Raw genomic sequence first — 24829 nt, 5'->3', positions numbered from 1 at the left:
GTCCTCCGCCCATGCCCCACCTCCCCGAACACCTTCTCAACGGCTATCGCAACTTCATGAACGGCCGCTATCTCACCGAGAGCGGACGCTATCGTGAGCTCGCCCGCGAGGGGCAGTCGCCCGAAACCATGATCGTTGCCTGCTGCGATTCCCGCGCCGCCCCCGAAGCGATCTTCGACGCCGGCCCCGGCGAACTCTTCGTGTTGCGCAATGTCGGCAATCTGGTGCCCCCCTATGCGCCGGATGGTGAGTTCCACTCGACCTCCGCCGCGCTCGAATTCGCCGTGCAGAGTCTGAAGGTGAAAAACATCGTGGTGATGGGCCATGGCCGCTGCGGCGGCATCCGCGCCGCGCTCGATCCCACTTCGGCGCCGCTGTCGCCCGGCGACTTCATCGGCAAGTGGATGAGCCTGATCGCGCCGGCGGCCGAGACCGTGTCGTCCAGCACCTTCATGACGGCGACCGAACGGCAGACGGCGCTCGAGCGCATTTCCATCCGCTATTCGATTGCCAATCTGAGGACTTTCCCTTGCGTTTCGATCCTCGAAGGCAAGGGACGGCTGGCGCTGCACGGCGCCTGGTTCGACATTTCGACCGGCGAACTCTGGGTGATGAACAAGGACACCGGCGACTTCGAGCGGCCGGATTTGACATAGATCATGATCCCGAACCGAAGGTCCGCGCCAGCGAAAAGTGGGCACCGGTTTTCTCAGACAAAACGGGAACCGTTTTTGTCCGGAGATCATGGTCAAATAAGAGGAGGCAGCCATGCGGAACCGCCATTCGATCGTTTTCGCCGTGGCGGCGCTGCTCTTCTCGCTCACCCCTGCCCGCGCCGATGACGGCGCCATCATCGACCGTTGGTATTCTGCGCTGCTGGTTGCCGATCGCACCGAACTGTCGGAGCTGCTCGCCGACGATGTCCGCATCAAGCTCGACGATCTCGGCGTCGTGCAGTCGAAACAGGAATTCATCGCCTCGATCGACGAGTGGAAGGGTGCGGTGGCCGGCGCCGCGATCCGGAATCGCATCGAAAAGAGCGAGGCCGGCGTCACCACGGTCATCGCCTGCTACGATTTTCCCAACAATGACATGCTGATGCAGGAGACGTTTGCCGTCACCGGCAACCGCATCACCGCCAGTTCGCAAGCGGCGATCGCGGAAAATTGCGACGGCTTCTGACGCCAGCTTGAACAGCCGCGTTGTTGCGCCGCGCCAGGCATCGCCCTACATCGGTCAGCAAGCCCGCCAATCATCGAAAGATCCCCATGCCATCCACGAAAACCGTCGACCTCGCCGCCCATCCGCTGACCAAATGGCAAGGGCCGCTCGGCCTGCCGGATTTCGCCAGCATCGCCGACGGCGATTTCTCCGCAGTGTTCGACGCAGCGCTGAAGGCGCATGAGGCCGAGATCGATGCCATTGCCGGCAACAAGGATGCGCCGACCATCGACAACACGCTGGCAGCACTTGAGCTTGCTGGCCAGCCGCTCGATCATGTCTCGTCGATCTTCTGGTGCCGGGCCGGCGCCCACACCAACGACGCGATCCAGGCGCTGGAGCGCGAGATTTCGCCAAAGATGTCGAGGCATTTCTCGGCGATCTCGATGAACGAGAAGCTGTTTGCCCGCATCGACGATCTCTACCAGCGCCGCGAAACGCTCAAACTGGACCCCGAGACGTTGCGCGTGCTGGAAAAGACCTGGAAAGGCTTTGTCCGCTCCGGCGCCAAGCTCGACGCCGACGGCAAGAAGCGGTTGGCCAACATCAGCGAGGAACTGTCCTCGCTCGGCACCACTTTCGGCCAGAACGTGCTGGCCGACGAGCGCGACTGGGCGCTGTTCCTCGACGAGGCCGATCTCGCCGGCCTGCCGGACTTCGTGAAAAGCTCGATGGCCGAGGCGGCCGAGACGCGCGGCCAGAAGGGCCGCTATGCCGTCACTCTGTCGCGCTCGATCTACGAACCGTTCACCACCTTTTCCGAGCGCCGCGACCTGCGCGAAACCGCCTTCCGCGCCTTCACCATGCGCGGCCAGAATGGCGGTGCCAGCGACAACACGTCAGTGGTGCGCGACATGCTGAAATTGCGCGCCGAGAAGGCAAAGCTGCTCGGCTACGGCTCCTTCGCCGCGCTGAAGCTCGACGACACCATGGCCAAGACGCCGAAGGCCGTGCACGATTTGCTCGACCCGGTGTGGGAGAAGGCGCTGGAGAAGGCGTCCGCCGACCAGAAGCAGTTGGAACGGCTGGCGACCGAAGCCGGCAGCAACGAAAAATTCGCCGCCTGGGACTGGCGCTTCTACCAGGAGAAGCTGCGCACGGAAAAATTCGCCTTCGACGAGGCGGAGCTGAAGCCATACCTGCAGCTCGACCGCGTCATCGACGCCTGTTTCGACGTTGCGACCAAATTGTTCGGCATCACCTTCGAGGAGAAGAAGGGCATTGCCGCCTGGCATCCCGACGCGCGGGTATTCGTGGTGAAGAACGCCGATGGCAGCGAACGCGGCCTGTTTCTTGCCGACTATTTCGCCCGCTCCTCCAAGCGTTCCGGCGCCTGGATGAGCGCGCTGAAGTCCGGCTATAAGCTCGGTAACGGGTCGAAGCCGGTGATCTACAACATCATGAATTTCGCCAAGCCGCCGACCGGCGAAGCCGCCCTTCTGTCGGTCGATGAGGCCAAGACCCTGTTCCACGAATTCGGCCATGCCCTGCATGGCATGCTGACCGACGTCACCTGGCCGTCCGTGGCGGGCACTTCGGTCAGCCGCGATTTCGTCGAACTGCCCTCGCAGCTCTACGAGCATTGGCTGACGGTGCCGGCGGTGCTGGAAAAGCATGCGCTGCATGTGAAAACCGGCAAGCCTATGCCGAAGGTGCTGCTCGACAAGATGCTGGCCGCCCGCACCTTCGGCGCCGGCTTCGCCACGGTCGAGTTCACGGCGTCGGCGCTGATCGACATGGCCTATCACGCGCGCTCCGATGCCCCGGCTGAGCCGCTTCAATTTGAAGCCGAGACGCTGGAGAAGCTACACATGCCTGACACCATCGCCATGCGCCACCGCACCCCGCATTTCGGCCATGTCTTCTCCGGCGACGGTTATTCAGCCGGCTACTATTCCTACATGTGGTCGGAAGTGCTCGATGCCGATGCCTTCGCCGCCTTCGAGGAAACCGGAGACCCTTTCAACCCGGCGCTGGCCGAACGGCTGCGCAAGAACATCTACGCCGCCGGTGGCTCGAAGGACCCGGAAGAGCTGTACACGGCGTTTCGTGGCAAAATGCCGTCGCCGGAGGCGATGATGGTGAAGCGCGGGTTGGTGTAGCGCCGACTAATCTCCCCCCTTGAGGGGGAGATGGCCGCAAAGCGGCCAGAGGGGGTCGCCGCGCGTGAAGCGCCGACGTCGTCGTTACCGCAGGATGTCGCGGCAGTTGAGACGACCCCCTCTGTCGCCTGCGGCGACATCTCCCCCTCAAGGGGGGAGATTACCGGCATCATCCTTCCACGGGTCGGCCACCCTTGGCCAAACCGGCCGCGTCAGCTTCTTGTAATCGGTCACCGCCGGATTGCTCGGATAGGAACTCGGCGCCGAGACATAGATGATCTCCGCCGCGATCGGTTCGAAGCCGGCGTAGAAATGGTTGGTCGACTTGATCAACAGAATGTCCTTCGACATCGGATCGACGCCGATGTTGGAGAAAATATCCGGCTCGAAGGTCTGCGTGCGGTTGGTGTTGAGGATGATGTCGACCTCGGTGCCTTCGATGCGCACCAGCGCCGTCGGCCCGAGCGTCACCCGGCTCGGCCCGAAACTCTGCCAGCCCTCCGGAACGGCTTTCAGTACCTTGACGCGCGCGTCGATCGGCTCGCCGGCCAACGGGCCGGCCTTGCCGCCGAAGCGCAGATTGATGACGGCGCCTTCGCCGGCTGCCTGACAGAAGGTGACCGCGATCGGGTCCCAGATCGTCGCCACGCCGACATTGTCGATGCCGCGTGCCAGCATGGCGCGCAGCACGACGGTGCCGTCGCCGGCGACGCCGCCGCCGGGATTGTCCCATATGTCCGCGATGACCACCGGTCTGTCCGGGTTTTCCTTGCGCACAGCCAGCGCCCGCGCAATGCCGTCCTCGGTGTTCAGCATCGTCATCGCGGTCTTCTCGCGCATGGCATAGAGTTCACGCCCCAATCGCTCCGCCAGCGCATCGCCCTTGGCCCTGTCATTGTTGGTGACGACGAGGATGCGCGTGCCCATCTCCGGCACATCCGCCGCCATGAAGCCATGGATGACCGAGACCGACAGCACGCCGTCCTTGCCATGCAGCGCCTTGATGCGGTCGACAAAGGAGCGCATCGGCTCGCGGCTGGTCGGCAGCACCTGGATCATGCGGCAGTCGAAGGTCGAGATCACAGGCCTGATCTCGCCGCGCGCGGCAGCCAACCCAAGCTCGACGACATGCTCGCCGCGCTCGTAGAAATCGGTGTGCGGGAATTCGAGGAAGTAGGCCATGATGTTTGACGCCGCGACGCGCTTCGGCGTCAGATGGCTGTGCGGATCGAGCTCCACCGCGATCACCATATCCGGCCCGACCATTGCGCGGACTCGTTCCAGCAGGTCGCCTTCGCAATCGTCATAGCCTTGCGCCACCATGGCGCCATGCAGGCCGAGGATGACGGCGTCGACCGGCAGCGCCGCCTTGAGCTGGCCCAGGATCTCGTCGCGCAACGCCTCATAGGTCTGGCGTTGCACCAGGCCGCCCGGCTCTGCCCAGGTGGCGGTGCCTTCGATGACGGTCAGCCCTTCAGCGGCGGCGCGCCGGCGCAAGGCCACCATCGGCGAGGAACACAAAGTCGGCGTGTCCGGATGCTTGCCCGGACCGGCATAGAACGCCATCTCGAATGAGGCCCGGTCGGTCGGCACCGGCGAGAAAGTGTTGGTTTCCGTCGCCAGCGAGGCGGTGAAGATTCGCATGAAAACTCCGTGCGGCAGCTATTTTACGGCCCCGAGCGCCAGCCCTCTGACGAGATAGCGCTGCAGCCAGATGAACAGGATCGCCACCGGCAGCGTCGCCAGCAGCGTCGCCGCCATCACATGGTGCCATTCGATCGTGTAGCGGCCGGCGACCAGCGAGAACACCTGGATCGGCAGCGTGTAGCTTTCCTGGCTGCGCAGCATGGTGAGTGCGACGACGAACTCGTTCCAGGCATTGATGAAGGTGAAGATGGCGGTGACCGCGATCGCCGGCAGGCAGAGCGGCAGGAACACCTTACGCAGTGTCAGCCAGCGGCCGGCGCCTTCCATCCAGGCGGCTTCCTCGAGATCGCGCGGAATAGTGTCGAAATAGCTCTGCAGCATCCACACGGTGAAGGCGACGTTGAAGGCCATATAGATGACGCCGAGCGCGGTCGTTGATTCGATCAACCCCCAGGCTGCCATCAGCCGGAACAGGCCGAGCACCAGCACGATCGGCGAGATCATCTGCGAGATCAGCAGGAACTGGCGGAAGGCGCCGTAGCCGGCAAAGCGGAAACGCGACATGGCATAGGCGGCCGGCACCGAGATCAGGATGGCGCCGACAGTGGCGATGACAGAGACATAAAGCGAATTGGCCAGTGCCTGGCCAAAGCCCGTCGCCACCCACATGTCGGCGAAATTCGACCAGCGGAATTCGCTCGGCCACCAGGTCGGCGACAGCACTTCCTGCCTCGGTTTGACCGCGGTCAGGAACATCACGGCAAACGGAAAGATCGTCACCACGAGCAGCGGCGAAAGCAGCAGCCAGGCGACGATCGTGCGCTTCAGCTTGGGCGTCATGCGCGTTGCTCCCGCATGGCGAGGCGCACATAGATCATGGTGAAGATCAAAAGGATGGCGAACATCAGCAGCGACACCGCCGACGCTTCTCCCAGCTTGCCGATGCGGAAAGCCAGTTTGTAAAGATGGGTGACCAATATGTCGGTGGAATTGGCCGGCCCACCCTGCGTCATCACCCAGATGATCGGGAACGAGTTGAAGACGTAGATGGTGTTGAGCACGATGGCGATGTTGATGAACGGTTTTAAGAGCGGAAAGGTGATCTCGCGGAACTGCTGCAGCGGCGTCGCCCCCTCCAGTGCCGCCGCCTCGTAGAGATCGTCGGGGATTGACGACAGGCCGCCGAGGAAGATCGTCGTCGTGAACGGCACCGTCACCAATATGCCGATCAGCACCTGCATCGGAAAGGCGGTCTCGGCACGCGCCAGCCACTGGATGTTCTCCTGGATCAGGCCGAGCCCGATCAGTGCCGAATTCAGCATGCCGCTTTCGCCGTTGAGCGCCCAGCGCCAGACCACCGCCGTCATCGTCAGCGACACCGCCCAGGGCAGCATGATGATGACGCGGGCAATGCCGCGCCCATAGAAATCGGTGTTGAGGATCATCGCCACCGGCACCGACAAAAGCAGCGCGCCGCCGACCACCAGCACAGTCCACAGGCCGGTGCGCCAGAGTGCTGCCAGGAAGTCGGGATCGGCGAGGAAGGCTGAATAGTTGGCGAAATTGTTGAAGTCGCGCAGCTGGCCGAAGCGGCCGACATCATGCGTCGAGATCTGGATCAGGTCCCAGACCGGCCAGAAGATGACCACAGCCGCCAGCAGCAGGCTGGGCAAGGTCAGCATATAGGGCAGGAAGCGATTTTGCATCGGCCGGTTTCGTACCGTGTTTGGACATCAGTGGCGCTGGCGTGCCAGTTCGGGTCAATCTTGCATATCGTTCAAGAGCAGCGCTTCAGGAGTTGAATCTCCCGCAGATGTTTGCGCTGCCCCTCACCTGCCTGCCGGCATCCTCTCCCCGTATAGGGACGGGGAGAGGTGCGCAGTCATCGACGGTTTCGCCAATCTTCGGCGTTTCAGGAATAGCGCCAAGGCTGCGGCCGGCCCCTTTCTCCCCGTCACTATACGGGGAGAAATGCCCGGCAGGGCAATGAGGGGCGGCACTGACATCGACGAACTGTCTTTCTGCTGAAGACTAGAAAAGTGGTGGCGCGCCCCGATCTCGGGGGGCGCGCCGGGCGCAGGGAGATACGCCCTATTTCTTCAGCACCGCGTTGGCCTTATCAGCCGCTTCCTTCAGGCCTGGCTCGGGGTCGCCGCCAAGATAGATTTTCTGCATGGCATCCGAGGTAATCTGGGCGACTTCTTCCCAGCCCGGGATGACCGGCGCGAAGCGGGCGTCGGGCAAAAGTGCTGTGAACGCGGCCAGATCGGCATTGTTGACGTAATAATCCATCTTGGCCTCTTCCTTGTTCACCGGCAGGAAGCCTTCGCCTTGCGTGAACTTGGCGCGCTGCTCGGTGGTGAACAGGAAATCCAGCAGCTTCCAGGCCTCGTCCTTGTTCTTGGAATTCTTGAACATGATGATGGAATCGGTGACGCCGTACGTGCCGCGCGCGCCGGTCGGACCGGCCGGAATGGCAGCCACGCCATATTTCAGGTTCGGCGCCTCGTCCTTGATCTGGTTGGACAGGAAGGGTGCGGTGATCATCATGCCGACCTTGCCCTGCTTGAACAGGTTCTGGACGTCCTCGCGGTTGTTGGAGGTGACGCCCGGTTCCGTCAGCCCCTCGTCGATCATCGACTTGTAAAGCTTGGCGGCTTCGAGCGCGCCCGGCGTGCCGAGGCCAGACGTGCCGTCCTTGTTGAGGATCTCGGTGCCCTGCGACCACATCGCATAGTAGTAATAGACGTCGGTCTCGATCTCCTTACCCTGCAGGCCGAAACCGAACGTGCCGGAACCCAGCGCCTTGATCTTGCGCGCGTCTTCCTGCAGTTCGGCCCAGGTTTCCGGCGGGTTGGCGATGCCGGCCTTCTCGAACAATTCCTTGTTGTAGTACATGGCGCGCGCCGAAGCCGCGATCGGCAGGCCGTAGGTCTTGCCGTCCATGATCGAGGGCGACAGGAAGGTGTCGATGAAGCGGTCCTTGAAGTCAGGCTTGATATAGCCGTCCAGCGGCTCGGCGACATCCTGCTGGACGAAGTCGATCAGCCATCGCGTGCCGATGATCGACAGATCCGCATTGGTGCCGGCGGTGATGTCGGTGGTCAGCTTCTGCAGCAGCACTTCCCATGGCACCACTTCGAACTTGACGGTGATGCCGGGATTGGCGGCTTCGAATTCCTTCTTCACCGCTTCGAAATACGGCCCGGTCTTGGCGCTGTATTCGGCGACGGTGACGCGCACTTCGCCGGCGTCCGCCTGCGCCGTCATCGCCAGCATGCTCAGTCCGGCCATCAGGCCTATGGTCCATTTCGCAAGCGTCATATGATCTCTCCCATTAATTGGCGCCTGCGCACTTGCGGCTTTCAGGCGGCCTCGGCTTTATGTGACTTTCCTACATTATCCATCATTTCGCGCTTCGCAAGCAAATTATCCTGTTGCTTAATTACATTTCTTAAAATAGCGTTTTGCGACTATCGTAGACCCAGGGAGGCGCGTAGGGGTGGTTTCAAAGGCCGAATTTGCAGGTAAGACTGTGCTGGTCACCGGCGCCGGCGGGGGCCTCGGCTCGGCCATCGTGGCGCTTCTGGCGGAGCGCGGCGCACGGGTCGTGGGCTGCGACCAATCGGAAGGTCAACTCGGCAGCCCGCATCTGGTGTCGCGCCACGTCTTCGACCTGCTCGACCGGGCTTCCATCGAAGCGGCGATACCAGCGATCCTCGAGAAAGACGGCGTTCCCGACATCCTGATCAACAATGCCGGCTGGACGCGTGCCGAGACGCTTGCCGCGCTGACCCCCGACAAGATCGAGCACGAGCTCGACCTCAATCTGACCGGGGTGATGCTGTTCGCCGATCCGCTGATCAAGGCGATGGCAGCGCGTGGTTCGGGCAACGTGGTTTTCATCTCCTCGGTCAATGCGATTTCCCATTTCGGCAACCCCGCCTATGCCGCGGCCAAGGCCGGCATCAACGCCTATGCCAAAGCGGTCGCGGTGGAACTCGGACGCAGCGGCCTGCGCGCCAATGTCGTCTGCCCCGGTTCGATCCGCACCGCCGCATGGGACCATCGCCTGGCCAAGAACCCGGATATTCTCGGCAAGCTGCAGCGGCTCTATCCGCTCGGCCGCATCGTCGATGCCACGGAAGTGGCCGAAGCGGTGGCCTTCCTTGCCTCGGAGCGCGCATCGGGCATAGCGGGGGCAGTGGTGCCGGTGGACGCTGGACTGACCGCCGGCTTCTTGCCCTTCATCGACGACATATTGGGAGCCTGACCATGACCGATGTCGAGTTCCGCGACCTGTCGAAATCCTTCGGGCGACACAAGATCCTCGAGAACATCAGCCTCGACATCAAAAGTGGCGAGTTCGTCGTGCTGGTCGGCCCGTCCGGCTGCGGCAAGTCCACCTTGCTGCGCATGCTAGCGGGACTGGAGCCGATCACCTCGGGCGACCTTCTGATCGGCGGCGTGCGCGCCAACGATTTGCCGCCGCAGCAGCGCAATATTGCGATGGTGTTCCAGTCCTATGCGCTGTTCCCGCACCTGAAGGCGGCAGACAATATCGGCTTCGGTCCAAAGATTCGCGGCGAGGCGCGCCCTGCCATCGATGAGAAGGTCAAGAAGGCGTCGGGCATCCTCAACCTGTTCTCCTATCTCGACCGCTACCCCCGGGAGCTGTCGGGCGGCCAGCGCCAGCGCGTCGCCATGGGTCGCGCCATCGTGCGCGAACCCTCGGTGTTCCTGTTCGACGAGCCGCTCAGCAACCTCGACGCTCAGCTGCGCGTGCAGATGCGCACCGAGATCAAGGCGCTGCATCAGCGGCTGAAATCGACCATTGTCTATGTCACCCACGACCAGATCGAGGCTATGACCATGGCCGATCGCATCGTGGTGATGGACCGCGGCAAGATCCAGCAGGTCGGCGCGCCGCTGGAGCTCTATGACCGTCCCGCCAACAAATTCGTCGCCTCCTTCATCGGCTCGCCGTCGATGAGCTTCGTGTCCGGCGCGCTGAAGACCACGCCCGAGAAAAGCTGGTTCGAGTCGGCCGGCGGCGGGCGGCTGGCGCTCGGCGGCAAGACGGTGCCGGCGGGCAGCACGGTCGAGGCCGGCATAAGGCCCGAGCACTTCGTCATCGGCGAGGCCGCCGACGCGATGGCGATCAAGGTTAATGTCGTCGAGCCGACCGGCTCGGAAACCCATGTCTATGGCGCCATCGGTGCCGATACGGTCCGTGCCGTGTTCCGCGACCGGATACAGGTCAAGCCGGGTGAAATGCTGCCGGTCTCCGTCGCGCCGGGCAACATCCATCTGTTCGACAAGGCGACAGGCCTGCCGCTATGAAAGCGCCGGTATGAAAACGAAAATCCAGGGATGAAGACGACAACCCAGAAATGAAAACGCCGGCCGACATCATCACCCGCCTGCAGCTGATGTTGCAGGATGGTACCAAATCGGACCGCCGGCTGGCCGGCCTCGTGCTGACCGATCTCGATTTCGCCTCCAAGGCTGCGATCTCCGAGATCGCCGCGCGTGTCGGCGTCAGCGAGCCGACGGTCACCCGCTTCTGCCGCAATCTCGGCTGCGAGGGCTTGCGCGACTTTAAATTCTATCTGGCGCAGGCCATCGCCATTGGCGGCCAGTATCTGTCGCCCGAGCCGCTCAGCCGCGATGCGCGCGAGCAGCGCATCGCCTCAGCCATCACCGAAGCGGCAATTGCCGCCATCCAGCGTGCCAGCGAAAACCTCGACATGAAGACACTGGTGGGCGTCGCCGCGCGCATCGTCAATTCAGGCAATGTGCTGTGCATCGGCTCCGGCGGCATTTCCTCGATGATGGCGACCGAGATGCAGAACCGGTTATTTCGGCTGGGCGTGCCGGTGCTGGCGCAGATCGACGGGCAATTGCAGCGCATGTATGCCGCGGTCGCCACATCGGAGACGACGCTGATTGCCTTCTCCGTCTCCGGCTATGCACGCTCGGTCATCGACGCGGTCCAGGTCGCCCAGCAATATGGCGCCACCACAATCGCCATCACCCCGCCGGACTCAGCACTCGCCAAGGCCGCCGACACGGTCATCCAGTTCCAATCGCTGGAAGACGGCAACATCTACAAGCCGACCTCGTCGCGCTATGCGTTGCTGTCGATCGTCGACATGATTGTCACTTCGGTCGCCGAGACGCGCGGACCCAGGGTTCTCGAAAACCTGCGCCGCATCAAGCAGAGCGTGAACACGCTGAAGGTCGACGATCCCAAGCTGCCGCTGGGGGATTGAGCGCGACGCGGAAGCTGCCAATCTCCCCCCTCGGGGGAGTTGAGGAGCGGTCCGCATAGCGGACGCAAAGCCAATTGCTTGGCTTTGCGAGCGACGAAAGCCGGCAGGGCAGAGGGGGCGCTGTCCCTCCGACAGATCAAGGGTGTACATGCCGCAACGCTGGATCTTCGATCAGCCACTGAGCGTTTCAACGCGCAGCGCCAGCACAGCCGGATCACCCGCGACACGCAGTGTCTTCAGCCGCGAAGTACCTCCACCGACAACCGACACGGTCGATGCAGGCACACCGAGCGCCTTACCAATTAGCCGCTCCAGCGCGGCGTTGGCCGCACCATTCTCCGGCACGGCGCGCACGCGCGCCTTCAAATAGCTTCGCCCGTCCGCCGATATTTCGACGCCTTCAAGCCTGTCCGCGGAAGACTTCGGCGCCAGCCGGACGAATAGGTCGATGCCATTCTCGCGGGTACGAAAAGGCGCGCTCAAGCGATCTTCGGCCTCACAGGACCAGCGGCGCTATCGTGGTGAGAATGAGCTGCCTGAGGAAGAACAGGAGCAAAAGCAGGATGATCGGCGAGATGTCGACACCGCCAAGGTCGGGCATGAACCGACGGATCGGCCGCAGCGCCGGCTCGGTCAGCCGGTACAGCATGTTGCCGATGCTGCCGACGAACTGATTGCGCGAGTTGACGACGTTGAAGGCATAAAGCCAGGAAAAGATCGCTGAGGCGATGATGACCCACCAGTAGAGGTCGAGCGCCATGACGATTGTTTGAATGAGGGCGAGCATGCCGGTCTCCAATTGTTGCCGACATGTAGCCATTGCGCACGAAACCGGCAAGGGCAGCCTTTGCACAGCGCCCGGCGCGGCGCACGACGACAAGGGATTTCGGCAAACCCCCGCCTTGACAGGAAACCGCAGCCTTCGATAAATGCGCCATCCGCTGGACGGGGCTGTAGCTCAGCTGGGAGAGCGCGTCGTTCGCAATGACGAGGTCAGGAGTTCGATCCTCCTCAGCTCCACCAGTGGGATATCCTAACTACCTGAGAAGACGCCCTATTTTCTGAAAGGCGCTTTCCGTCCCCATTTTTTTCCCCACTTCCCGCCGCTGCGCACCCGGCGAAACTGCTGGTTAGCTCATGAAACAGTTTGGCGCCCTTTTCCGTATCTGGGAATGGCTTTGCCTCGCCGCCTACTCGTTTTTCAGTGGGTCTAAGTTGCCCTTGGCTTGTCCGCTCGCGCGGTACGATCCAAGCGTCTAGCGAGATGTCAGGAGGAACAATGACCGACATTCATACCGGCTCGTGCCTGTGCGGCGCGGTGCGTTTCAAGACGAGTGGCGCGTTGCGCGGCGTCCACTATTGCCACTGTTCGCAATGCCGTAAGCAGTCGGGCCACTATTATGCCGCCACAAGCTCGGCTGACACCGAGCTCGACGTCACCGGCGCGGAAAACGTCACGTGGTACGAGTCATCTGATTTCGCCCGTCGCGGGTTTTGCAGGGTCTGCGGCTCCGCGCTGTTCTGGAAGCGGAACAAGTCGGAGAAAACATCAGTGATGGCCGGCGCATTCGACCAGCCGTCCGGACTGAGGGGCGAGCATCATACTTTCGTGGACGACAAAGGCGACTATTACGAGATCAATGACGATCTGCCACGCCATGCCCGGTATTAAGCCGTTCACCATCATCTTCAGAATGACTTAGGCGGCACGTACAGGCAGATCGTACGGTCAGGGCCAAATGGTATTTCACGATGCCGGCTTACCGTTGCTCCCGAGCGGCTGTTTTGCGGCGTCCGGAATGGTCTCCTCCGCCTCCTGCTCGGTGTGCCGCCGCACATTATTTTAGCATTTTAGCAAACACGCAAGTATTGCAGTCCGGCGGCTTGCGCAGCTGCCGCCGTGATCACACCTGGGTTGAGCAAGACAGAAGCGAGAAGCGGAAAGCCCGCCGCTTCATTTGCGAAACGACGGGGACTTACCCCAGCCCACATCACCGTCAGTGCACTTGCGGTGCCAAGCCTATTGGCCCACTACGGGACGCTTCAATTGCCGGTCGCCGTAACCTGACAGGCCTGTCCCGCGCTATGAAATCGTATCGCGCCGGCAACAAATATCCCCGATAGACCGATGCCACGACAAGGCGCATAGTTCGCTCATTATGTCGCTGCCTCAACGCACCGATCTTGCAAACGACAATGGCAAAGGGCAAGACCATCTGGCGGCGGCTATTGGTGCCCTTCACGCTGCCATCAAAGGGCTGGATGCACCCGTTGAATTCCTGGCTAGCACGATCAAAGCGCCTGTGGAGGGAGCGCCGCAGCGGTGGCCTACACGGTGATTTGGTACGGTAAAAAGGGCATCGTGGAGAAGACGCCCTTCGATACCGAGAAGGCTGCGAAGGACCACGCGCTGTCGACCTTTCCGGATCGAAAGTCCGGTATCGTGGCGGTTGAAGTTCGCAAAGACGACGGCACGGTTGTATTCAGCAAAGCAGGAGGCAGTTAAGTCGTTTGGGCAATTTGCGTTTAGAGGATGCCGGCGATCACTGAATGCGTCGGGTCCGCTGCCGGGGAGACAGCGGACTCAAACTAGGGCCAAGAGGGAGCAAGGCCCTTTATGATCCCTATGCGGGGATCAGGGCGATAACACCGGGCGGGATATGTCCGGCCACTTGCTTCAGCGGCGCACCACCAACGGTCCGATAGGTTCGAAGAAGCTCGCCAGCACTCCACTGGCCAGCGCCGCAGTGGCCGGAATCTCGTCTGTGCCGTCCTTGGCCTTTAAATCGCGAATGGTCTCCGCCAGATCGTCCGTCTCGATCTCGTAGACCACCAGATATCGATAGGGAGTCGCCGCGCTTTGCTCGGGACTCAGCCTGAAGCGCTGGGCCGAAACCAGTCCGGGTAGTTTTAATATGTCATGCACGTGACGATCATCGTACCAGCCATTGAACTCGGCCTCACGTCCCTCGACAGGATTGGTCAGGACGGCAAAGATATGTCTGCTCATTCGGTCAGTCCTCCCCTTCGGTTATTTCATCCACTTTTGGCCTTTGGTGGTCAGCAACCTGCGCCAATGCGGCTTCTCGAACACGCTGACGATGTAGGTCGTCACCGGCTTGTCGATGGGGTGTCGCTCCCTGCTCGCCGCTAATATTAACGCGAGCGGACCTATAAGAAACTGCTAATATTGCGGTCATCCGGCAGTGACAGAATGCCGGTAGGCCCGATAGCCAGGAGGTCACCCCCGAGCGACTGTCGGGCCGCTAATCGCCGGTATGATGGGCGGCAATCAGTCAAGGGGAGGCAGCGAATATGCGAACAATCGATCTTTGCGCGGCCGTCGCTCTGTGCATCGTGCCATCCAGCCAACTACTGGCGGCCGATGAGGTTTCCGTCGAACGCGGTTTGTATATTTCGATCATCGGCGGCTGCCATTTCTGCCATACGGAAGGATACCGTGAAGCCGAGGGGAAAATCGATACGGAGAAGGCGTTGAAGGGCTCTTCCGTGGGCTGGCGGGGTCCCTGGGGCACGACCTATGCATCAAATCTAAGGGAATCGGCGAGAGTGTATACGGAGGACAAATGGGTAGACTACCTCAAGAACAGGTTCACAATGCCGCCAATGCCTTGGTACCAAGTCCAAGCTATGGCCGAGAGCGACATGCGTTCGCTGCATCTTTATATCAAATCGCTCGGCGCGCCCGGTGATGCGGCGCCGCGTTCTCGGCCGCCCGGTAAGGAGCCGAGGACACCTTATGTCCCACTAGAGCCACCTCAGACGCCGAGGAAGTAACGGCCTTCAGGGCTTCGATAGCGCTAGAAATTTTCCAGAACGTTCCCGAAATCTCATCAACGGCGTTCCGTCCCTCGAAGGTCAATGGCGGCCTTCGTTTCGTGGCGCCCTCAATGCGCCTCCTACGGCTTCGAGCCAAGAACCCCAGCCATGGCCCAATGCATCCAGAACGAGTCCAATTCGTCGCGCGGCAGGGCATCTGCCAGAGCGAACGCGGCCATTTCCACCATGCAAAATAGTCAGCCAAAAACAACGACGTGCAATCGCTTCGGCAACACCGTGAACTGCACGACATTTTTTGAAGCCCGGGGGCTGGCGTGGACCGGAATTTCGAAGCGTTTGATCAGGTCGTCGGACTGATATTTGATCAGCTCTACCGGAAATTTCAACGCGGCTCAGATCGACCACACTGAAATTGCTGACAAGCTAGTGGCAGAAGCCTGACGGATGGTACCAAACGCCAGAGCACCGATCCGGTGGCCGACATCTCCCATGCGACGTGACTATCCCTCTGGAGAAGAGTAGAATTCGGCCCGACCGCAGCGCCCTTGGGCAGCGCATCGGGCGCTGCATACCTTAGCGAACCAGGGAGGGCGATATGGGAACGGCTGCACCGAGCGTAGCCATCCGCGCGCTAGCCGAGACCGATCTGCCGGAAGCCGAAAGAATTTTCCGGCTGGCCTTTGGCAACTTCTTGGGAGCACCCGAACCAGAGACGTTCTGGTCCGACCGCGACTACGTACGCGGCCGCTGGCAGGCGCCCTACGTCGCCGCCTTCGCTGCGGAAGTGGGCGGTGAACTGGTGGGCTCCAACTTCGCAACCCGCTGGGGCAGCGTCGGCTTCTTCGGACCGTTGACGATCCGCCCCGACCTTTGGGACCAGGGCATCGGCGCGCGGCTCGTCGAGGCCGTCACGGCGAGCTTCGATGAATGGGGCACGCGGCATGCAGGCCTGTTCACCTTCGCCCAGAGCGCCAAGCACGTGGGCCTGTACCAGAAGTACGGCTACTGGGCTCGTTTCCTCACGGCCATCATGTCGGCGCCGGTCCGTCACGACCAGACCGAGCCGGTGCGCTGGTCGCGGTATTCCGATCTGACAGAGGAGCAGAGAGTGGAATGCCTGAAGTCCTGCCGTGACCTGACCGGCGCCCTTTACGACGGGCTCGACCTGGGGGCGGAAATCCAGGCCGTAGAGGCGCAGGAGCTTGGGGAGACGGTCCTGCTCGGCGATACGGCGGGTGCGGGCTTGGAGGGTTTTGCCGTGTGCCACCATGGGCCGCGCAGCGAAGCAGGCGACGGTGCTTGCTTCATCAAGTTCGGGACCGCGCGTCCAGGATCGGCGGCTGGGGAGACCTTCGACAGCTTGCTGCATGCCTGCGAGGCACTTGCCGTAGCGGAGGGGATGCCCAAGCTGCTGGCCGGGGTGAACATGGCCCGCCACGAGGCGTACCAGCACTTGGTCGGGCGTGGCTTTCGAACCGAAATCCAAGGGGTCACGATGCACAGGCCCAATGAGCCGGGTTACAGTCGCGCCGGCGTCTTCGTGCTCGACGACTGGCGCTAGTGAAGCGCTTCTGCCAGCGGCAGGCGCAGGTCTCAGAGGTGCCGGTTCCGGCGCATGATCTCGGTGGTGCAGACGCCATCGGCGCTCAGCAGCACGATAACTGCCCACCAGACGTGTTTCTGAGCCGTGTTCCTGTTGCTGGCGACAGCCTCAAGGCGCTGCCGACCGCGCAAGCGCCATCGACTGCTCCGCCACCAGCTACAGATCAGCGCGGAACGCGGCTTCCACAGCAGCCCGATGTTGAGCGTCCATCCAATCAGCGATGGCATCGCGATTCCCCTTTGTCAGACGCACTCCCGTCTGCCTACGTAGGCGCTCGAGTTCCAGTAGCCGCTGGTGATATCAGAGCATCGCTATTCCTTCCGTGCCATTGAAGCTTCAAGCGCTTCCAGGCGCTCCAGCAAATCGCCTGTTTCAATCGCCTTCCGCTGGGCCTCAATGAGAGCAGAAATGCTTTGCGCTTCCGAGGGAGCAATCCTGCCCTGCGCTGTGGCGGTGACAAGACATGCCAGCGCCTTATTGATCCCATCCATCGTGCTCGTGTCGGGTAATTCAATCTCGATGGGTCGTGCGATCGGTGCTGGCCTGGGATGGATGTATGGGGCTGCTTCTCTGCGGCCCAAGCACGACCCTTCTCTTCTTCTTCATCGTTTCGCATGATGGACAGCATGTATTCGAGGGGTAACGCCTTCGGACACGGCGCCGGCCAATAGCTCGACGTGACGCTGGCTTAAGCTCCCTTTAGGACGCCCTGCGCCCGGTCTGACACCCCTGCCTTAGCCATTCGGTCAGTTTATTCGGAAAAGCGCCTAGCGCTTTCCTCTCGGGAATTGCGTCAGAGCCCGAGCCTGGGAGCGAGATAGGGCGCGAGCGCAAGCGAATAGGTGGCCGTCAAATGACCATTGTCGCGCCAAACGATCATATTGCCGACAACCGCCGGGCATAGTTCCGGCCCGCACATGGCGTCGGTCATATCGACGACGCGCACATTTTTCTGACCCTCTGCAGCAAGCGCCAACACGTCGTTGAGCTCGGCGTCGCTTCTTTTGGTGAAGCATTTTACAGGCGTGGCGCGCAGGCAATCGCCGGGGTCAAATGCCATCAAGGGCGTGTTGCGGATGACGATGATCCGGGAGCCCGCCTCCGTCAGTCTGCTCCAGACGTCGCGCAGCCCTTCGATCATCAGGTCATCCGGAACCGACCCTGCGTTGGACTGGCTGGTGATAACAGCGAACGGTCTGATCTTGAGGATTTCGGCCAGCACTTTCTCTCGCCACTCGTAGCAAGATGGATACGGTTTGCCGTCCGACATGGTGGGCGCACGCGCGAATGCGCAGGCGGATTTCGAGAAAGAAACCAGCTTGAATTTGCGGTCCTTGGCGATCTTGTTCAGGGCTGGACCCCACTGGGCAGCGTGAGAATCTCCCACGAGGACGATGGTTTTCGCGCCGGCCGGATCGCCCAGCACACATCCCACCGGTTTGGCGCCTTTCAGGTTCTGCTGACAGCCCGCTGCGAACAAACTCGACACGTCCCGCCTTAGCCGGGCCAACGGCGGCAGCAGGTCCACACCGTCCGGAACCGCGGCGGCGGTCACCAGAGCGGCGGGCCCAGGATAGGCAGGCGTGCCAATCAGCGTAATGTCGGTGCGTTGCGTCGTCACAAAATGCAGCAGCGCCTGGGATGCCGCCACGCATGCCAGGACCGCGATGGTGCCGTATCCCAGCGGCTTCCACCACGCGCCGCCCCGGGGTTGTCGATAAGGTTGTTCGACATAGCGATAAGACAGGTCCGACAGGACCAGGGTCACCGCAATCAGGCCGACCCCACTGGCAAATGTCGGCGAATGGCCCTGTCCCAGGAAGAATGTGATCAGTGGCCAATGCCAGAGATAGATCGAGTATGACCGATCGCCGATGAAACGAAGCGGCCACAAATCGAGCCCACGAAACCGGCCGGCTTGGGCTCCGCCGGCCAGGATGACGAGCACGGTGGCCAAGGTTGGCAGCAACGCACTGACGCCGGGGAACGGTGTTGCCGCGGAAAACAGAAAAGCGGATGCGAGGATGCCGGCGATGCCAGCAAGCGCCATCAGCCGCCTTGTACCCGCGCCCAATCGAAACCGGTGCTCGCCAAGCACCAGCAGACCGCCCAGCGCCAATTCCCACAGGCGTGTATGGCTGACGAAATAGGCCTGGGCGGGGTCTGTTTTCGTCAGGACAACCGAGGCGACCAGCGATGCCACGAAAACGAGCGACAATGTCGTCGCCAGGCATCGTTTCAAGGAGATGGGCCATCGCCGCGCCAGCCAGATCACGCCGATAATGAGCACCGGCCAGACGATGTAGAACTGCTCTTCTATGGAAAGCGACCAGTAATGCTGCACCGGCGTCGGCAGATTGTCGGCGTCGAGATAGCTGACAGCCTCGTGGGCCAGACGCCAGTTCTCGACATAGAGCGCGCTGGCCAGGATCTGCTTGGCGGTTTCCTCCCAGCGCGCCTTGGAAATGAACAGCAGCGTGCCGAGCAGCGTCACCAGAAGCACGAGGATCGCTGCCGGCAGAAGCCTGTGAATCCGTCGCGAATAGAATTCTATCACCGAGACGCGACCGTCGCGCAGCGCCATCTGCGCCAGCAAGCCGGTGATCAGATAGCCCGAGATGACGAAAAAGACGTCGACGCCGATATATCCACCGGGAAGAACATAGGTCCACAGGTGAAAGATGACGACCAGAGTGACGGCCAGTCCGCGCAACCCTTGTATTTCGGGCCGAAACCGACGTTCCTGATTAATTGTCACCTGATGTCCCCAACAGTTTCAGCCGGCCTTAATCAACAGGCCAGTCCGCACGACGGTCTTCATAAGGGCAGAGAGCGGTGAGGCAAGGGCCGATCGCGGCAGCTCATTGCCTTTCCCCCTCCAGCCCGCTCACCAGCGTGTCGACGAAACCCAGCAGCTCGCTTTCGAGGTCGGTGGGCGCCAGCCCGATGAACCGGTCTTCGAGCGAGATGGCGACGATGCCGTGGACAGCTGAAAACAGGGTGCGGGCGCGCGCCAGCAGGTCCGGCGTGTCCAACGCGGGCAGCAACTGGGCAAGCGGCTCGACCAGATGCTGGATCAGCACCGCATGTTCGGCTAGGTGCCATTCGGGCACTGCCACGCCTGGCGCCATGCGGTGTTCGAACAGCGCCTTCCATGTCATGCGGTTGTCGCGGGCGAAGCCGAGATAGGCCTTGGCCAGCGCCTTCAGCCTCGCCCTTGGCTCTGCGGCGCCCGTCGCCTCCTGCTGCAAGGCCTCTCCCAGCCGCGCCAGCGTAATCGAATTGACGTGCAGGATGAGCTCGTCGAGGTCGGCAAAGGCGGTGTAGAGCGCACCCAGCGCGCAGCCGGCATCGGCCGTGATGTCGCGTGCGCGCAGGCCGGCGAGCCCCGAGGCTCGGATGCGCGCTTGCGCGGCCTCGATCAGCCTGCCTTTGAGATCCTCGCGTTTGGCGTCCCGTTTTGCCGTCATTAACCGTCTTGCTCCGACATTCATGAACACCGTTCATTTTTCTCTTGAACGTCGTTCACGATGTGCTACGTTGCGTTCGTGAACAACGTTCATAGAGGAGAAACGGGAATGTTGAAACAGTTTTTTGCTCTCGTTCGCGGCCGCAGCTACGAGGCCGCCGAGGCGGTCGTCGACCGCAACGCGCTGGTGATCCTGCGCCAGCAGATCCGCGATTGCGCCGACGCCATCGCCGCTGCCCGCCGGGCGGTCGCAATTGCCATCGCCCAGAACGAACAGGAAGTCGCGCAGTTCAAGAAACTGGTCGTCCGCATCGACGATTTGGAGAAGCGCACCATCGCCGCGATCGAGCAGGGACAGAATGAACTGGCCCGCGAGGCCGCCGAAACGATCGCCATGCTGGAAGCCGAACGCGACGCTTCCAGCGAGGCGCAGAAGAGCTTCAGCACCGAGATCGAACGGCTGAAGCGGATTATTCGCGTCTCTGAAATGCGCCTGCGTGAATTGCAACGCGGCCAGCGCATCGTTGCCGCGGTCGACTCGACCCAGCGCCTGCGCGAAAGCGCGCCGGGCTCAAGCCTGTCGGCGCTCAAGGACGCCGAGGAGACGCTGCTGCGCCTGCGCACACGACAAAAGCAGATCGACGCCACCGCGGCTGCCATGGCCGAGATGGAGCAATCGGGCGATCCGGCCGCGGTCAGCGAAAAGCTGGCGGCCGCCGGCTGCGGGGCACCGCTCAGAAGCAGCGCCGACGCCGTGCTCGAACGGCTGACGAAGACGATGGCCAAGCCGGCCTGATTGTATCCGGCCTGAAACAGACCCGTGCCCAACCAACCTAACCCTGAAACGAAAGGATTATACCGATGACCCCGAACACTTATTCTCCCAAGGATTCAAGCGCCTGGAAGACCTTCACCATGGCCAGTTTCGTCGTTGCCGCCGCGATGATGGCCGGCGGCATCTACTTCATGGAGGCGAGCTTCGCCGCCAAGGGCTTTTACGCCATGGCTGCCATCATGCTCGTGCACACCTCGATCACCATCACCAAGACGTTGCGTGACTCGGAAGAGGCAAGCCGCTTCATCAACCGGCTGGAAGACGCCAAGACCGAGAAGCTGCTGATGGAAGTCAGCCGCAGTAACGAAGTGTAACCGGGTTCCCGCTAAAACAAGGCTCAAACCGCGCAAGACCGCTGATCAATCCCAACAGGATTTCACCGGTCTTGCCCAATGGAAGTCGCCGCTATGGAAATCGCCCCGATCAACCGTCCCACAGCTCATCTGATGACATCCCGGCGCTTTGCGCCTTTGTTCTGGACGCAGTTCCTGTCCGCCTTCAATGACAATTTCCTGAAGAACACGCTGGTGTTCCTTATTCTGTTCACGCTGGCGGCGGATCAGGCGGCGTCTCTGGTCACTCTGGCGGGTGCCGTCTTCATGGCCCCCTTCCTGTTCCTGTCCGCGCTTGGCGGCGAGATTGCCGACCGCTTCGACAAGGCGCTTATCGCCAAGCGACTGAAATTCGCCGAGATCGCCGCGGCGGGTGTCTCCGTCGTCGGCATCGCGCTGTCGTCCATTCCCGTGCTGATGGTGGCGCTCTTGATGTTCGGCATCATCTCGGCGCTGTTCGGGCCGATCAAATATGGCATCCTGCCCGATCACCTCGAGCGCAAGGAACTGCCCAAGGCCAACGCCTGGATCGAGTCCGCCACCTTTGCCGCCATCCTCGGCGGCACCATTGCCGGCGGCGTTGTTTCCGCCGATGGCATCGGCGTCACAGTGTTCGGACCGATCATGATGGCGCTCGCCGTCGGCTGCTGGCTCGTCAGCCGCTACATCCCATCCACCGGTTCGGCGGCGCCCGACCTCGTCATCGACAGGAACATCTTCCGCTCGACCTGGCGTCAGGTTGCCGAGTTGCGCACCGACATGCGCATCTGGCGCGCCGGCCTGATGACCTCGTGGTTCTGGTTGATCGGCGCCATCGTGCTGTCGATCCTGCCGACCCTGGTCAAGGATTCGCTCGGCGGCAACGAGATGGCGGTCACCGTCTATCTCGCGGTCTTCGCGGTCTCGATCGCCATCGGCTCGGCCATCGCCGCCTGGATGTCGCAGGGCCGCATCGTGCTTCTGCCGGCACCGGTCGGCACGGCGCTGCTGGCGCTGTTCGGCCTGCATCTGGCCTGGACCATATGGAGCATGACGCCTTCGCCCCAGGCAGAAACCCTTGGCGCATTCTTCGCCGGCCCGAACACGATCCGGGTCGCCATCGACCTCGCCGGCATGGCCATTGCAGCCGCCTTCCTGGTGGTGCCGACCTTTGCCGCCGTGCAGGCCTGGTCGCCCGAGGCGCGCCGCGCCCGCGTCGTCGCCGCCGTCAGCATCGTCAATGCCGGCTTCATGACCGTCGGCGGTGTCATTGTCGCCGTGATCCAGACCAAAGTCTCCACCGGTGGCATTCTGTTCGGCCTCGCCGCGGCCAATGCGATTGCTGCCTGGCTGATGTTGAAATTCCTGCCGACCAACCCCTTCCGCGATTTCGTCTCCATCCTGTTCCGCGCCTTCCTGCGCCTGGAGGTCGAGGGCATGGACAACCTCAAGGCAGCCGGCAAGGCGCCGATCCTGGCGCTCAACCATGTCAGCTTCCTCGACGGTCCGCTGGCGCTGACGTTGACCGACGAGGAGCCGGTCTTCGCTATCGACTACTTCATCGCCCAGGCCTGGTGGATGAAGCCGTTCATGAAACTTGCACGCGCTTTGCCGCTCAATCCGGCCAAGCCGATGTCCACCCGCACGCTGATCAAGGTCGTGCAGGGCGGCGATCCGCTGGTCATCTTCCCGGAGGGCCGCATTACTGTCACCGGTGGCCTGATGAAGGTCTATGACGGCGCTGCCATGGTCGCCGACAAGACCGGCTCGATGGTTGTGCCGGTGCGTATCGACGGGTTGGAGAAGACCTACTTCTCGCGGCTGAGCTCGCAGCATGTGCGCCGCCGGCTGTTCCCAAAGGTCAAGGTGACCATTCTGGAGCCTGTCAAGCTCGAAGTGCCGCCGGAGCTGAAGGGCCGCAAGCGCCGCGCCGCGGCCGGGTCTGCCCTCTATCAGGTGATGTCGGACCTCGTCTTCCGCACCCAGGACATCGACAAGACAGTGCTGGAAAAGATCATCCAGACCGCCACCGAACGCGGCATGAGAGAGCTCGCCGTGCAGGACCCGGTCACCGGTTCGCTGAGCTACGGCAAGCTCCTGACGGCTGCTGCCGTGCTTGGCGAGAAATTCAAGAACCTCTACGCCGGCCAGCAGACGCTCGGCATCATGCTGCCCAACGCCAACGGCTCCTGCGCGACGCTGCTCGGCGTCATGTCTTCCGGCAAGGTTCCGGCGATGATGAACTTCACCGCCGGCGCCGCCAACATCCTCTCCGCCTGCAAGGCCGCCGAGGTGAAGACCGTGCTCACCTCGCGCGCCTTTATCGAACAGGCAAAACTCGGCGCCGTGGTCGAGGAGCTCGGCCGCTCGGTGAACATCGTCTGGCTCGATGATTTGCGCGCCACCATTGGCCTCAAGGACAAGCTCCTGGGCCTGCTGCGCAAAAGCACGCCGCGCGTTGCCCGCAAGCCCGACGATCCTGCGGTGATCCTGTTCACCTCGGGTTCGGAAGGCACGCCCAAGGGCGTGGTGCTGACCCACCGCAACATCCTGGCCAATGCCGCCCAGGCGGCGTCGCGCATCGACTTCCACTCGGGCGACAAGGTCTTCAACGTGCTGCCGATCTTCCATTCCTTCGGCATGACGGCGGGCACGGTACTGCCGCTGATCGCGGGCGTGCCGGTCTATTTCTACCCCTCGCCGCTGCACTACCGCCTCGTGCCCGAACTGATCTACGGCTCGAACGCGACGATCATCTTCGGCACCGATACGTTCCTCTCGGGCTATGCACGCACCGCGCACCCCTACGACTTCCGCTCGATACGCTATTGTTTTGCCGGCGCAGAACCGGTCAAGGCAGCGACGCGCATGACCTATATGGAGAAGTTCGGCGTGCGCATCCTCGAGGGCTATGGCGTCACCGAAACAGCGCCGGTGATCTCGATCAACACGCCGATGTACAACCGCTCCGGAACCGTCGGCAAGATCATGCCCGGCATGGAATATCGCCTCGACCCGGTGCCTGGCGTCGACGATGGCGGCCGGCTGTTCGTGCGCGGTCCCAATGTCATGGCCGGCTATCTCCGGGCCGAGAAACCCGGCGTGCTCGAGCCGCTCGAAGACGGCTGGCATGACACGGGCGACGTCGTCGCCATCGACGAGGGTGGCTTCATCACCATTCGCGGCCGCGCCAAGCGTTTTGCCAAGATCGGCGGTGAGATGATCTCGCTGGCGGCGGTGGAAGCGCTGGCGGGTGAATTATGGAAAGGTACGCTGTCGGCGGTCGCCACCGTGCCGGATGCGCGCAAGGGCGAAAAGCTGATCCTTATCACCGAGGCACCCGGTGCGACCCGCGCTGAGTTCCTTGCCTACGCCAAGGCCAACGGCGCCATGGACCTGATGGTGCCGGCCGAAGTGCGCGTCGTCCCAAAAGTGCCGGTGCTCGGCTCCGGCAAGCTCGACTTCGCCGCCGTGACCAAGATGGTGCGCGACGAAGAGGCCTTGAAGACCAAGGCCGCCTGATCCACTCACAAGACGGGTCGGCACAAAACGCCGGCCCTTCTTG

The 24829-nt window shown here is 62.2% G+C and carries 24 protein-coding genes and 1 tRNA gene; 14 read left to right on the top strand and 11 right to left on the bottom strand.

The genetic code is table 11. The features are described 5' to 3' along the window. The first annotated feature begins 11 nt into the window (after positions 1 to 11). The 3 genes from AC04SG_RS17320 to AC04SG_RS17310 all read left to right on the top strand — a co-directional run bounded on the left by AC04SG_RS17320 (position 12) and on the right by AC04SG_RS17310 (position 3323). A complete protein-coding gene (locus AC04SG_RS17320) occupies positions 12 to 656 on the top strand; it encodes a carbonic anhydrase (protein ID WP_488552021.1) in 645 nt (214 codons plus the stop codon). A 112-nt stretch (positions 657 to 768) separates the two neighbouring features. After that, entirely contained in the window at positions 769 to 1182 is a 414-nt protein-coding gene (locus AC04SG_RS17315; protein ID WP_488552020.1) for a nuclear transport factor 2 family protein, read from the top strand. An 86-nt stretch (positions 1183 to 1268) separates the two neighbouring features. Further along, positions 1269 to 3323, top strand: coding sequence for a M3 family metallopeptidase (locus AC04SG_RS17310; RefSeq protein WP_488552019.1), 2055 nt, complete (start codon positions 1269 to 1271; stop codon positions 3321 to 3323). Positions 3324 to 3470: 147 nt separating this feature from the next. Here the strand turns inward: AC04SG_RS17310 and AC04SG_RS17305 are convergent, their stop codons facing one another. The 4 genes from AC04SG_RS17305 to AC04SG_RS17290 form a co-directional block, all read right to left on the bottom strand. Beyond that, positions 3471 to 4967 carry a M81 family metallopeptidase gene (locus AC04SG_RS17305; protein ID WP_488552018.1) on the bottom strand — a complete coding sequence of 499 codons (1497 nt, stop codon included), beginning with the start codon at positions 4965 to 4967 and terminating at the stop codon, positions 3471 to 3473. 18 nt (positions 4968 to 4985) lie between these two features. Then, positions 4986 to 5810 carry a carbohydrate ABC transporter permease gene (locus tag AC04SG_RS17300; RefSeq protein WP_488552017.1) on the bottom strand — a complete coding sequence of 275 codons (825 nt, stop codon included), beginning with the start codon at positions 5808 to 5810 and terminating at the stop codon, positions 4986 to 4988. Next, positions 5807 to 6676: a carbohydrate ABC transporter permease gene (locus AC04SG_RS17295; protein WP_488552016.1), complete on the bottom strand. Its 870-nt coding sequence runs from the start codon at positions 6674 to 6676 to the stop codon at positions 5807 to 5809. Before AC04SG_RS17295 ends, AC04SG_RS17300 begins: the two co-directional genes overlap by 4 nt. A 385-nt stretch (positions 6677 to 7061) precedes the next feature. Next, positions 7062 to 8294: an ABC transporter substrate-binding protein gene (locus AC04SG_RS17290; protein ID WP_488552015.1), complete on the bottom strand. Its 1233-nt coding sequence runs from the start codon at positions 8292 to 8294 to the stop codon at positions 7062 to 7064. 178 nt (positions 8295 to 8472) lie between these two features. Here AC04SG_RS17290 and AC04SG_RS17285 point away from each other — a divergent pair, with 178 nt between their 5' ends. Genes AC04SG_RS17285 through AC04SG_RS17275 form a run of 3 tightly spaced genes read left to right on the top strand, consistent with a single transcriptional unit; the run spans position 8473 to position 11245 of the window. Next, positions 8473 to 9243, top strand: coding sequence for an SDR family oxidoreductase (locus AC04SG_RS17285; RefSeq protein ID WP_488552014.1), 771 nt, complete (start codon positions 8473 to 8475; stop codon positions 9241 to 9243). A 2-nt stretch (positions 9244 to 9245) separates the two neighbouring features. Beyond that, positions 9246 to 10313: an ABC transporter ATP-binding protein gene (locus AC04SG_RS17280; RefSeq protein ID WP_488552013.1), complete on the top strand. Its 1068-nt coding sequence runs from the start codon at positions 9246 to 9248 to the stop codon at positions 10311 to 10313. 50 nt (positions 10314 to 10363) lie between these two features. Beyond that, complete coding sequence (locus tag AC04SG_RS17275; RefSeq protein ID WP_112561284.1) at positions 10364 to 11245, top strand: MurR/RpiR family transcriptional regulator; 882 nt, start codon at positions 10364 to 10366, stop codon at positions 11243 to 11245. Between the two features lie 171 nt (positions 11246 to 11416). On the opposite strand, the gene AC04SG_RS17270 is transcribed toward AC04SG_RS17275, so the two are convergent. After that, positions 11417 to 11728 (bottom strand): DUF167 family protein, encoded by a 312-nt coding sequence (locus AC04SG_RS17270; protein ID WP_488552012.1) that lies wholly within the window; start codon positions 11726 to 11728, stop codon positions 11417 to 11419. Between the two features lie 13 nt (positions 11729 to 11741). After that, entirely contained in the window at positions 11742 to 12032 is a 291-nt protein-coding gene (locus tag AC04SG_RS17265) for a YggT family protein (RefSeq protein ID WP_023668602.1), read from the bottom strand. Positions 12033 to 12192: 160 nt separating this feature from the next. On the opposite strand from AC04SG_RS17265, the gene AC04SG_RS17260 reads away from it, so the two are divergent. The 3 genes from AC04SG_RS17260 to AC04SG_RS17250 all read left to right on the top strand — a co-directional run bounded on the left by AC04SG_RS17260 (position 12193) and on the right by AC04SG_RS17250 (position 13751). Further along, positions 12193 to 12268, top strand: a tRNA-Ala gene (locus AC04SG_RS17260). A gap of 256 nt (positions 12269 to 12524) precedes the next feature. Next, complete coding sequence (locus AC04SG_RS17255; protein ID WP_192254878.1) at positions 12525 to 12917, top strand: GFA family protein; 393 nt, start codon at positions 12525 to 12527, stop codon at positions 12915 to 12917. A 651-nt stretch (positions 12918 to 13568) separates the two neighbouring features. Further along, the gene (locus AC04SG_RS17250; protein WP_192254874.1) at positions 13569 to 13751 is read left to right on the top strand and encodes a hypothetical protein; all 183 of its coding nucleotides are present in this window, start codon (positions 13569 to 13571) and stop codon (positions 13749 to 13751) included. A gap of 171 nt (positions 13752 to 13922) precedes the next feature. Here AC04SG_RS17250 and AC04SG_RS17245 read toward each other — a convergent pair whose 3' ends face one another. Next, positions 13923 to 14255, bottom strand: coding sequence for a DUF4286 family protein (locus AC04SG_RS17245; RefSeq protein WP_192254873.1), 333 nt, complete (start codon positions 14253 to 14255; stop codon positions 13923 to 13925). 305 nt (positions 14256 to 14560) lie between these two features. Here AC04SG_RS17245 and AC04SG_RS17240 point away from each other — a divergent pair, with 305 nt between their 5' ends. Both AC04SG_RS17240 and AC04SG_RS17235 read left to right on the top strand, forming a co-directional pair. Next, the gene (locus AC04SG_RS17240) at positions 14561 to 15043 is read left to right on the top strand and encodes a hypothetical protein (protein ID WP_488552011.1); all 483 of its coding nucleotides are present in this window, start codon (positions 14561 to 14563) and stop codon (positions 15041 to 15043) included. Positions 15044 to 15641: 598 nt separating this feature from the next. After that, the gene (locus tag AC04SG_RS17235; protein ID WP_488552010.1) at positions 15642 to 16607 is read left to right on the top strand and encodes a GNAT family N-acetyltransferase; all 966 of its coding nucleotides are present in this window, start codon (positions 15642 to 15644) and stop codon (positions 16605 to 16607) included. A gap of 32 nt (positions 16608 to 16639) precedes the next feature. Here the strand turns inward: AC04SG_RS17235 and AC04SG_RS17230 are convergent, their stop codons facing one another. The 4 genes from AC04SG_RS17230 to AC04SG_RS17215 form a co-directional block, all read right to left on the bottom strand. Further along, positions 16640 to 16876: a hypothetical protein gene (locus AC04SG_RS17230; RefSeq protein WP_488552009.1), complete on the bottom strand. Its 237-nt coding sequence runs from the start codon at positions 16874 to 16876 to the stop codon at positions 16640 to 16642. Between the two features lie 84 nt (positions 16877 to 16960). Continuing rightward, complete coding sequence (locus AC04SG_RS17225; RefSeq protein WP_488552008.1) at positions 16961 to 17140, bottom strand: hypothetical protein; 180 nt, start codon at positions 17138 to 17140, stop codon at positions 16961 to 16963. A 302-nt stretch (positions 17141 to 17442) separates the two neighbouring features. Beyond that, positions 17443 to 19407, bottom strand: coding sequence for an acyltransferase family protein (locus AC04SG_RS17220; RefSeq protein ID WP_488552007.1), 1965 nt, complete (start codon positions 19405 to 19407; stop codon positions 17443 to 17445). A gap of 103 nt (positions 19408 to 19510) precedes the next feature. Beyond that, complete coding sequence (locus AC04SG_RS17215; RefSeq protein ID WP_488552006.1) at positions 19511 to 20119, bottom strand: TetR/AcrR family transcriptional regulator; 609 nt, start codon at positions 20117 to 20119, stop codon at positions 19511 to 19513. Between the two features lie 108 nt (positions 20120 to 20227). Between AC04SG_RS17215 and AC04SG_RS17210 the strand changes: the two genes are divergently transcribed. From AC04SG_RS17210 to AC04SG_RS17200, 3 genes are all read left to right on the top strand, one after another. Further along, on the top strand, positions 20228 to 20914 hold the full coding sequence (locus AC04SG_RS17210) for a PspA/IM30 family protein (RefSeq protein ID WP_488552005.1): 687 nt from the start codon (positions 20228 to 20230) through the stop codon (positions 20912 to 20914). 65 nt (positions 20915 to 20979) lie between these two features. Continuing rightward, positions 20980 to 21267, top strand: a complete 288-nt coding sequence (locus AC04SG_RS17205; RefSeq protein WP_488552004.1) for a YiaA/YiaB family inner membrane protein — start codon at positions 20980 to 20982, stop codon at positions 21265 to 21267. Between the two features lie 93 nt (positions 21268 to 21360). After that, positions 21361 to 24786, top strand: coding sequence for an acyl-[ACP]--phospholipid O-acyltransferase (locus AC04SG_RS17200; protein ID WP_488552003.1), 3426 nt, complete (start codon positions 21361 to 21363; stop codon positions 24784 to 24786). Positions 24787 to 24829: the final 43 nt, after the last annotated feature.

This window comes from Mesorhizobium sp. CNPSo 4684 (genome assembly GCF_057784315.1).
This window is presented reverse-complemented; position numbering and strand designations above follow the sequence as displayed.

What these genes read in the sequence shown, in the direction of transcription:
- AC04SG_RS17320 (WP_488552021.1), top strand. Translation starts at nt 12, where the DNA reads ATGCCCCACCTCCCCGAACACCTTCTCAACGGCTATCGCAACTTCATG.
- AC04SG_RS17315 (WP_488552020.1), top strand. Translation starts at nt 769, where the DNA reads ATGCGGAACCGCCATTCGATCGTTTTCGCCGTGGCGGCGCTGCTCTTC.
- AC04SG_RS17310 (WP_488552019.1), top strand. Translation starts at nt 1,269, where the DNA reads ATGCCATCCACGAAAACCGTCGACCTCGCCGCCCATCCGCTGACCAAA.
- AC04SG_RS17305 (WP_488552018.1), bottom strand. Translation starts at nt 4,967, where the DNA reads ATGCGAATCTTCACCGCCTCGCTGGCGACGGAAACCAACACTTTCTCG.
- AC04SG_RS17300 (WP_488552017.1), bottom strand. Translation starts at nt 5,810, where the DNA reads ATGACGCCCAAGCTGAAGCGCACGATCGTCGCCTGGCTGCTGCTTTCG.
- AC04SG_RS17295 (WP_488552016.1), bottom strand. Translation starts at nt 6,676, where the DNA reads ATGCAAAATCGCTTCCTGCCCTATATGCTGACCTTGCCCAGCCTGCTG.
- AC04SG_RS17290 (WP_488552015.1), bottom strand. Translation starts at nt 8,294, where the DNA reads ATGACGCTTGCGAAATGGACCATAGGCCTGATGGCCGGACTGAGCATG.
- AC04SG_RS17280 (WP_488552013.1), top strand. Translation starts at nt 9,246, where the DNA reads ATGACCGATGTCGAGTTCCGCGACCTGTCGAAATCCTTCGGGCGACAC.
- AC04SG_RS17275 (WP_112561284.1), top strand. Translation starts at nt 10,364, where the DNA reads ATGAAAACGCCGGCCGACATCATCACCCGCCTGCAGCTGATGTTGCAG.
- AC04SG_RS17265 (WP_023668602.1), bottom strand. Translation starts at nt 12,032, where the DNA reads ATGCTCGCCCTCATTCAAACAATCGTCATGGCGCTCGACCTCTACTGG.
- AC04SG_RS17255 (WP_192254878.1), top strand. Translation starts at nt 12,525, where the DNA reads ATGACCGACATTCATACCGGCTCGTGCCTGTGCGGCGCGGTGCGTTTC.
- AC04SG_RS17245 (WP_192254873.1), bottom strand. Translation starts at nt 14,255, where the DNA reads ATGAGCAGACATATCTTTGCCGTCCTGACCAATCCTGTCGAGGGACGT.
- AC04SG_RS17240 (WP_488552011.1), top strand. Translation starts at nt 14,561, where the DNA reads ATGCGAACAATCGATCTTTGCGCGGCCGTCGCTCTGTGCATCGTGCCA.
- AC04SG_RS17235 (WP_488552010.1), top strand. Translation starts at nt 15,642, where the DNA reads ATGGGAACGGCTGCACCGAGCGTAGCCATCCGCGCGCTAGCCGAGACC.
- AC04SG_RS17230 (WP_488552009.1), bottom strand. Translation starts at nt 16,876, where the DNA reads ATGCCATCGCTGATTGGATGGACGCTCAACATCGGGCTGCTGTGGAAG.
- AC04SG_RS17225 (WP_488552008.1), bottom strand. Translation starts at nt 17,140, where the DNA reads ATGGATGGGATCAATAAGGCGCTGGCATGTCTTGTCACCGCCACAGCG.
- AC04SG_RS17215 (WP_488552006.1), bottom strand. Translation starts at nt 20,119, where the DNA reads ATGACGGCAAAACGGGACGCCAAACGCGAGGATCTCAAAGGCAGGCTG.
- AC04SG_RS17210 (WP_488552005.1), top strand. Translation starts at nt 20,228, where the DNA reads ATGTTGAAACAGTTTTTTGCTCTCGTTCGCGGCCGCAGCTACGAGGCC.
- AC04SG_RS17205 (WP_488552004.1), top strand. Translation starts at nt 20,980, where the DNA reads ATGACCCCGAACACTTATTCTCCCAAGGATTCAAGCGCCTGGAAGACC.
- AC04SG_RS17200 (WP_488552003.1), top strand. Translation starts at nt 21,361, where the DNA reads ATGGAAATCGCCCCGATCAACCGTCCCACAGCTCATCTGATGACATCC.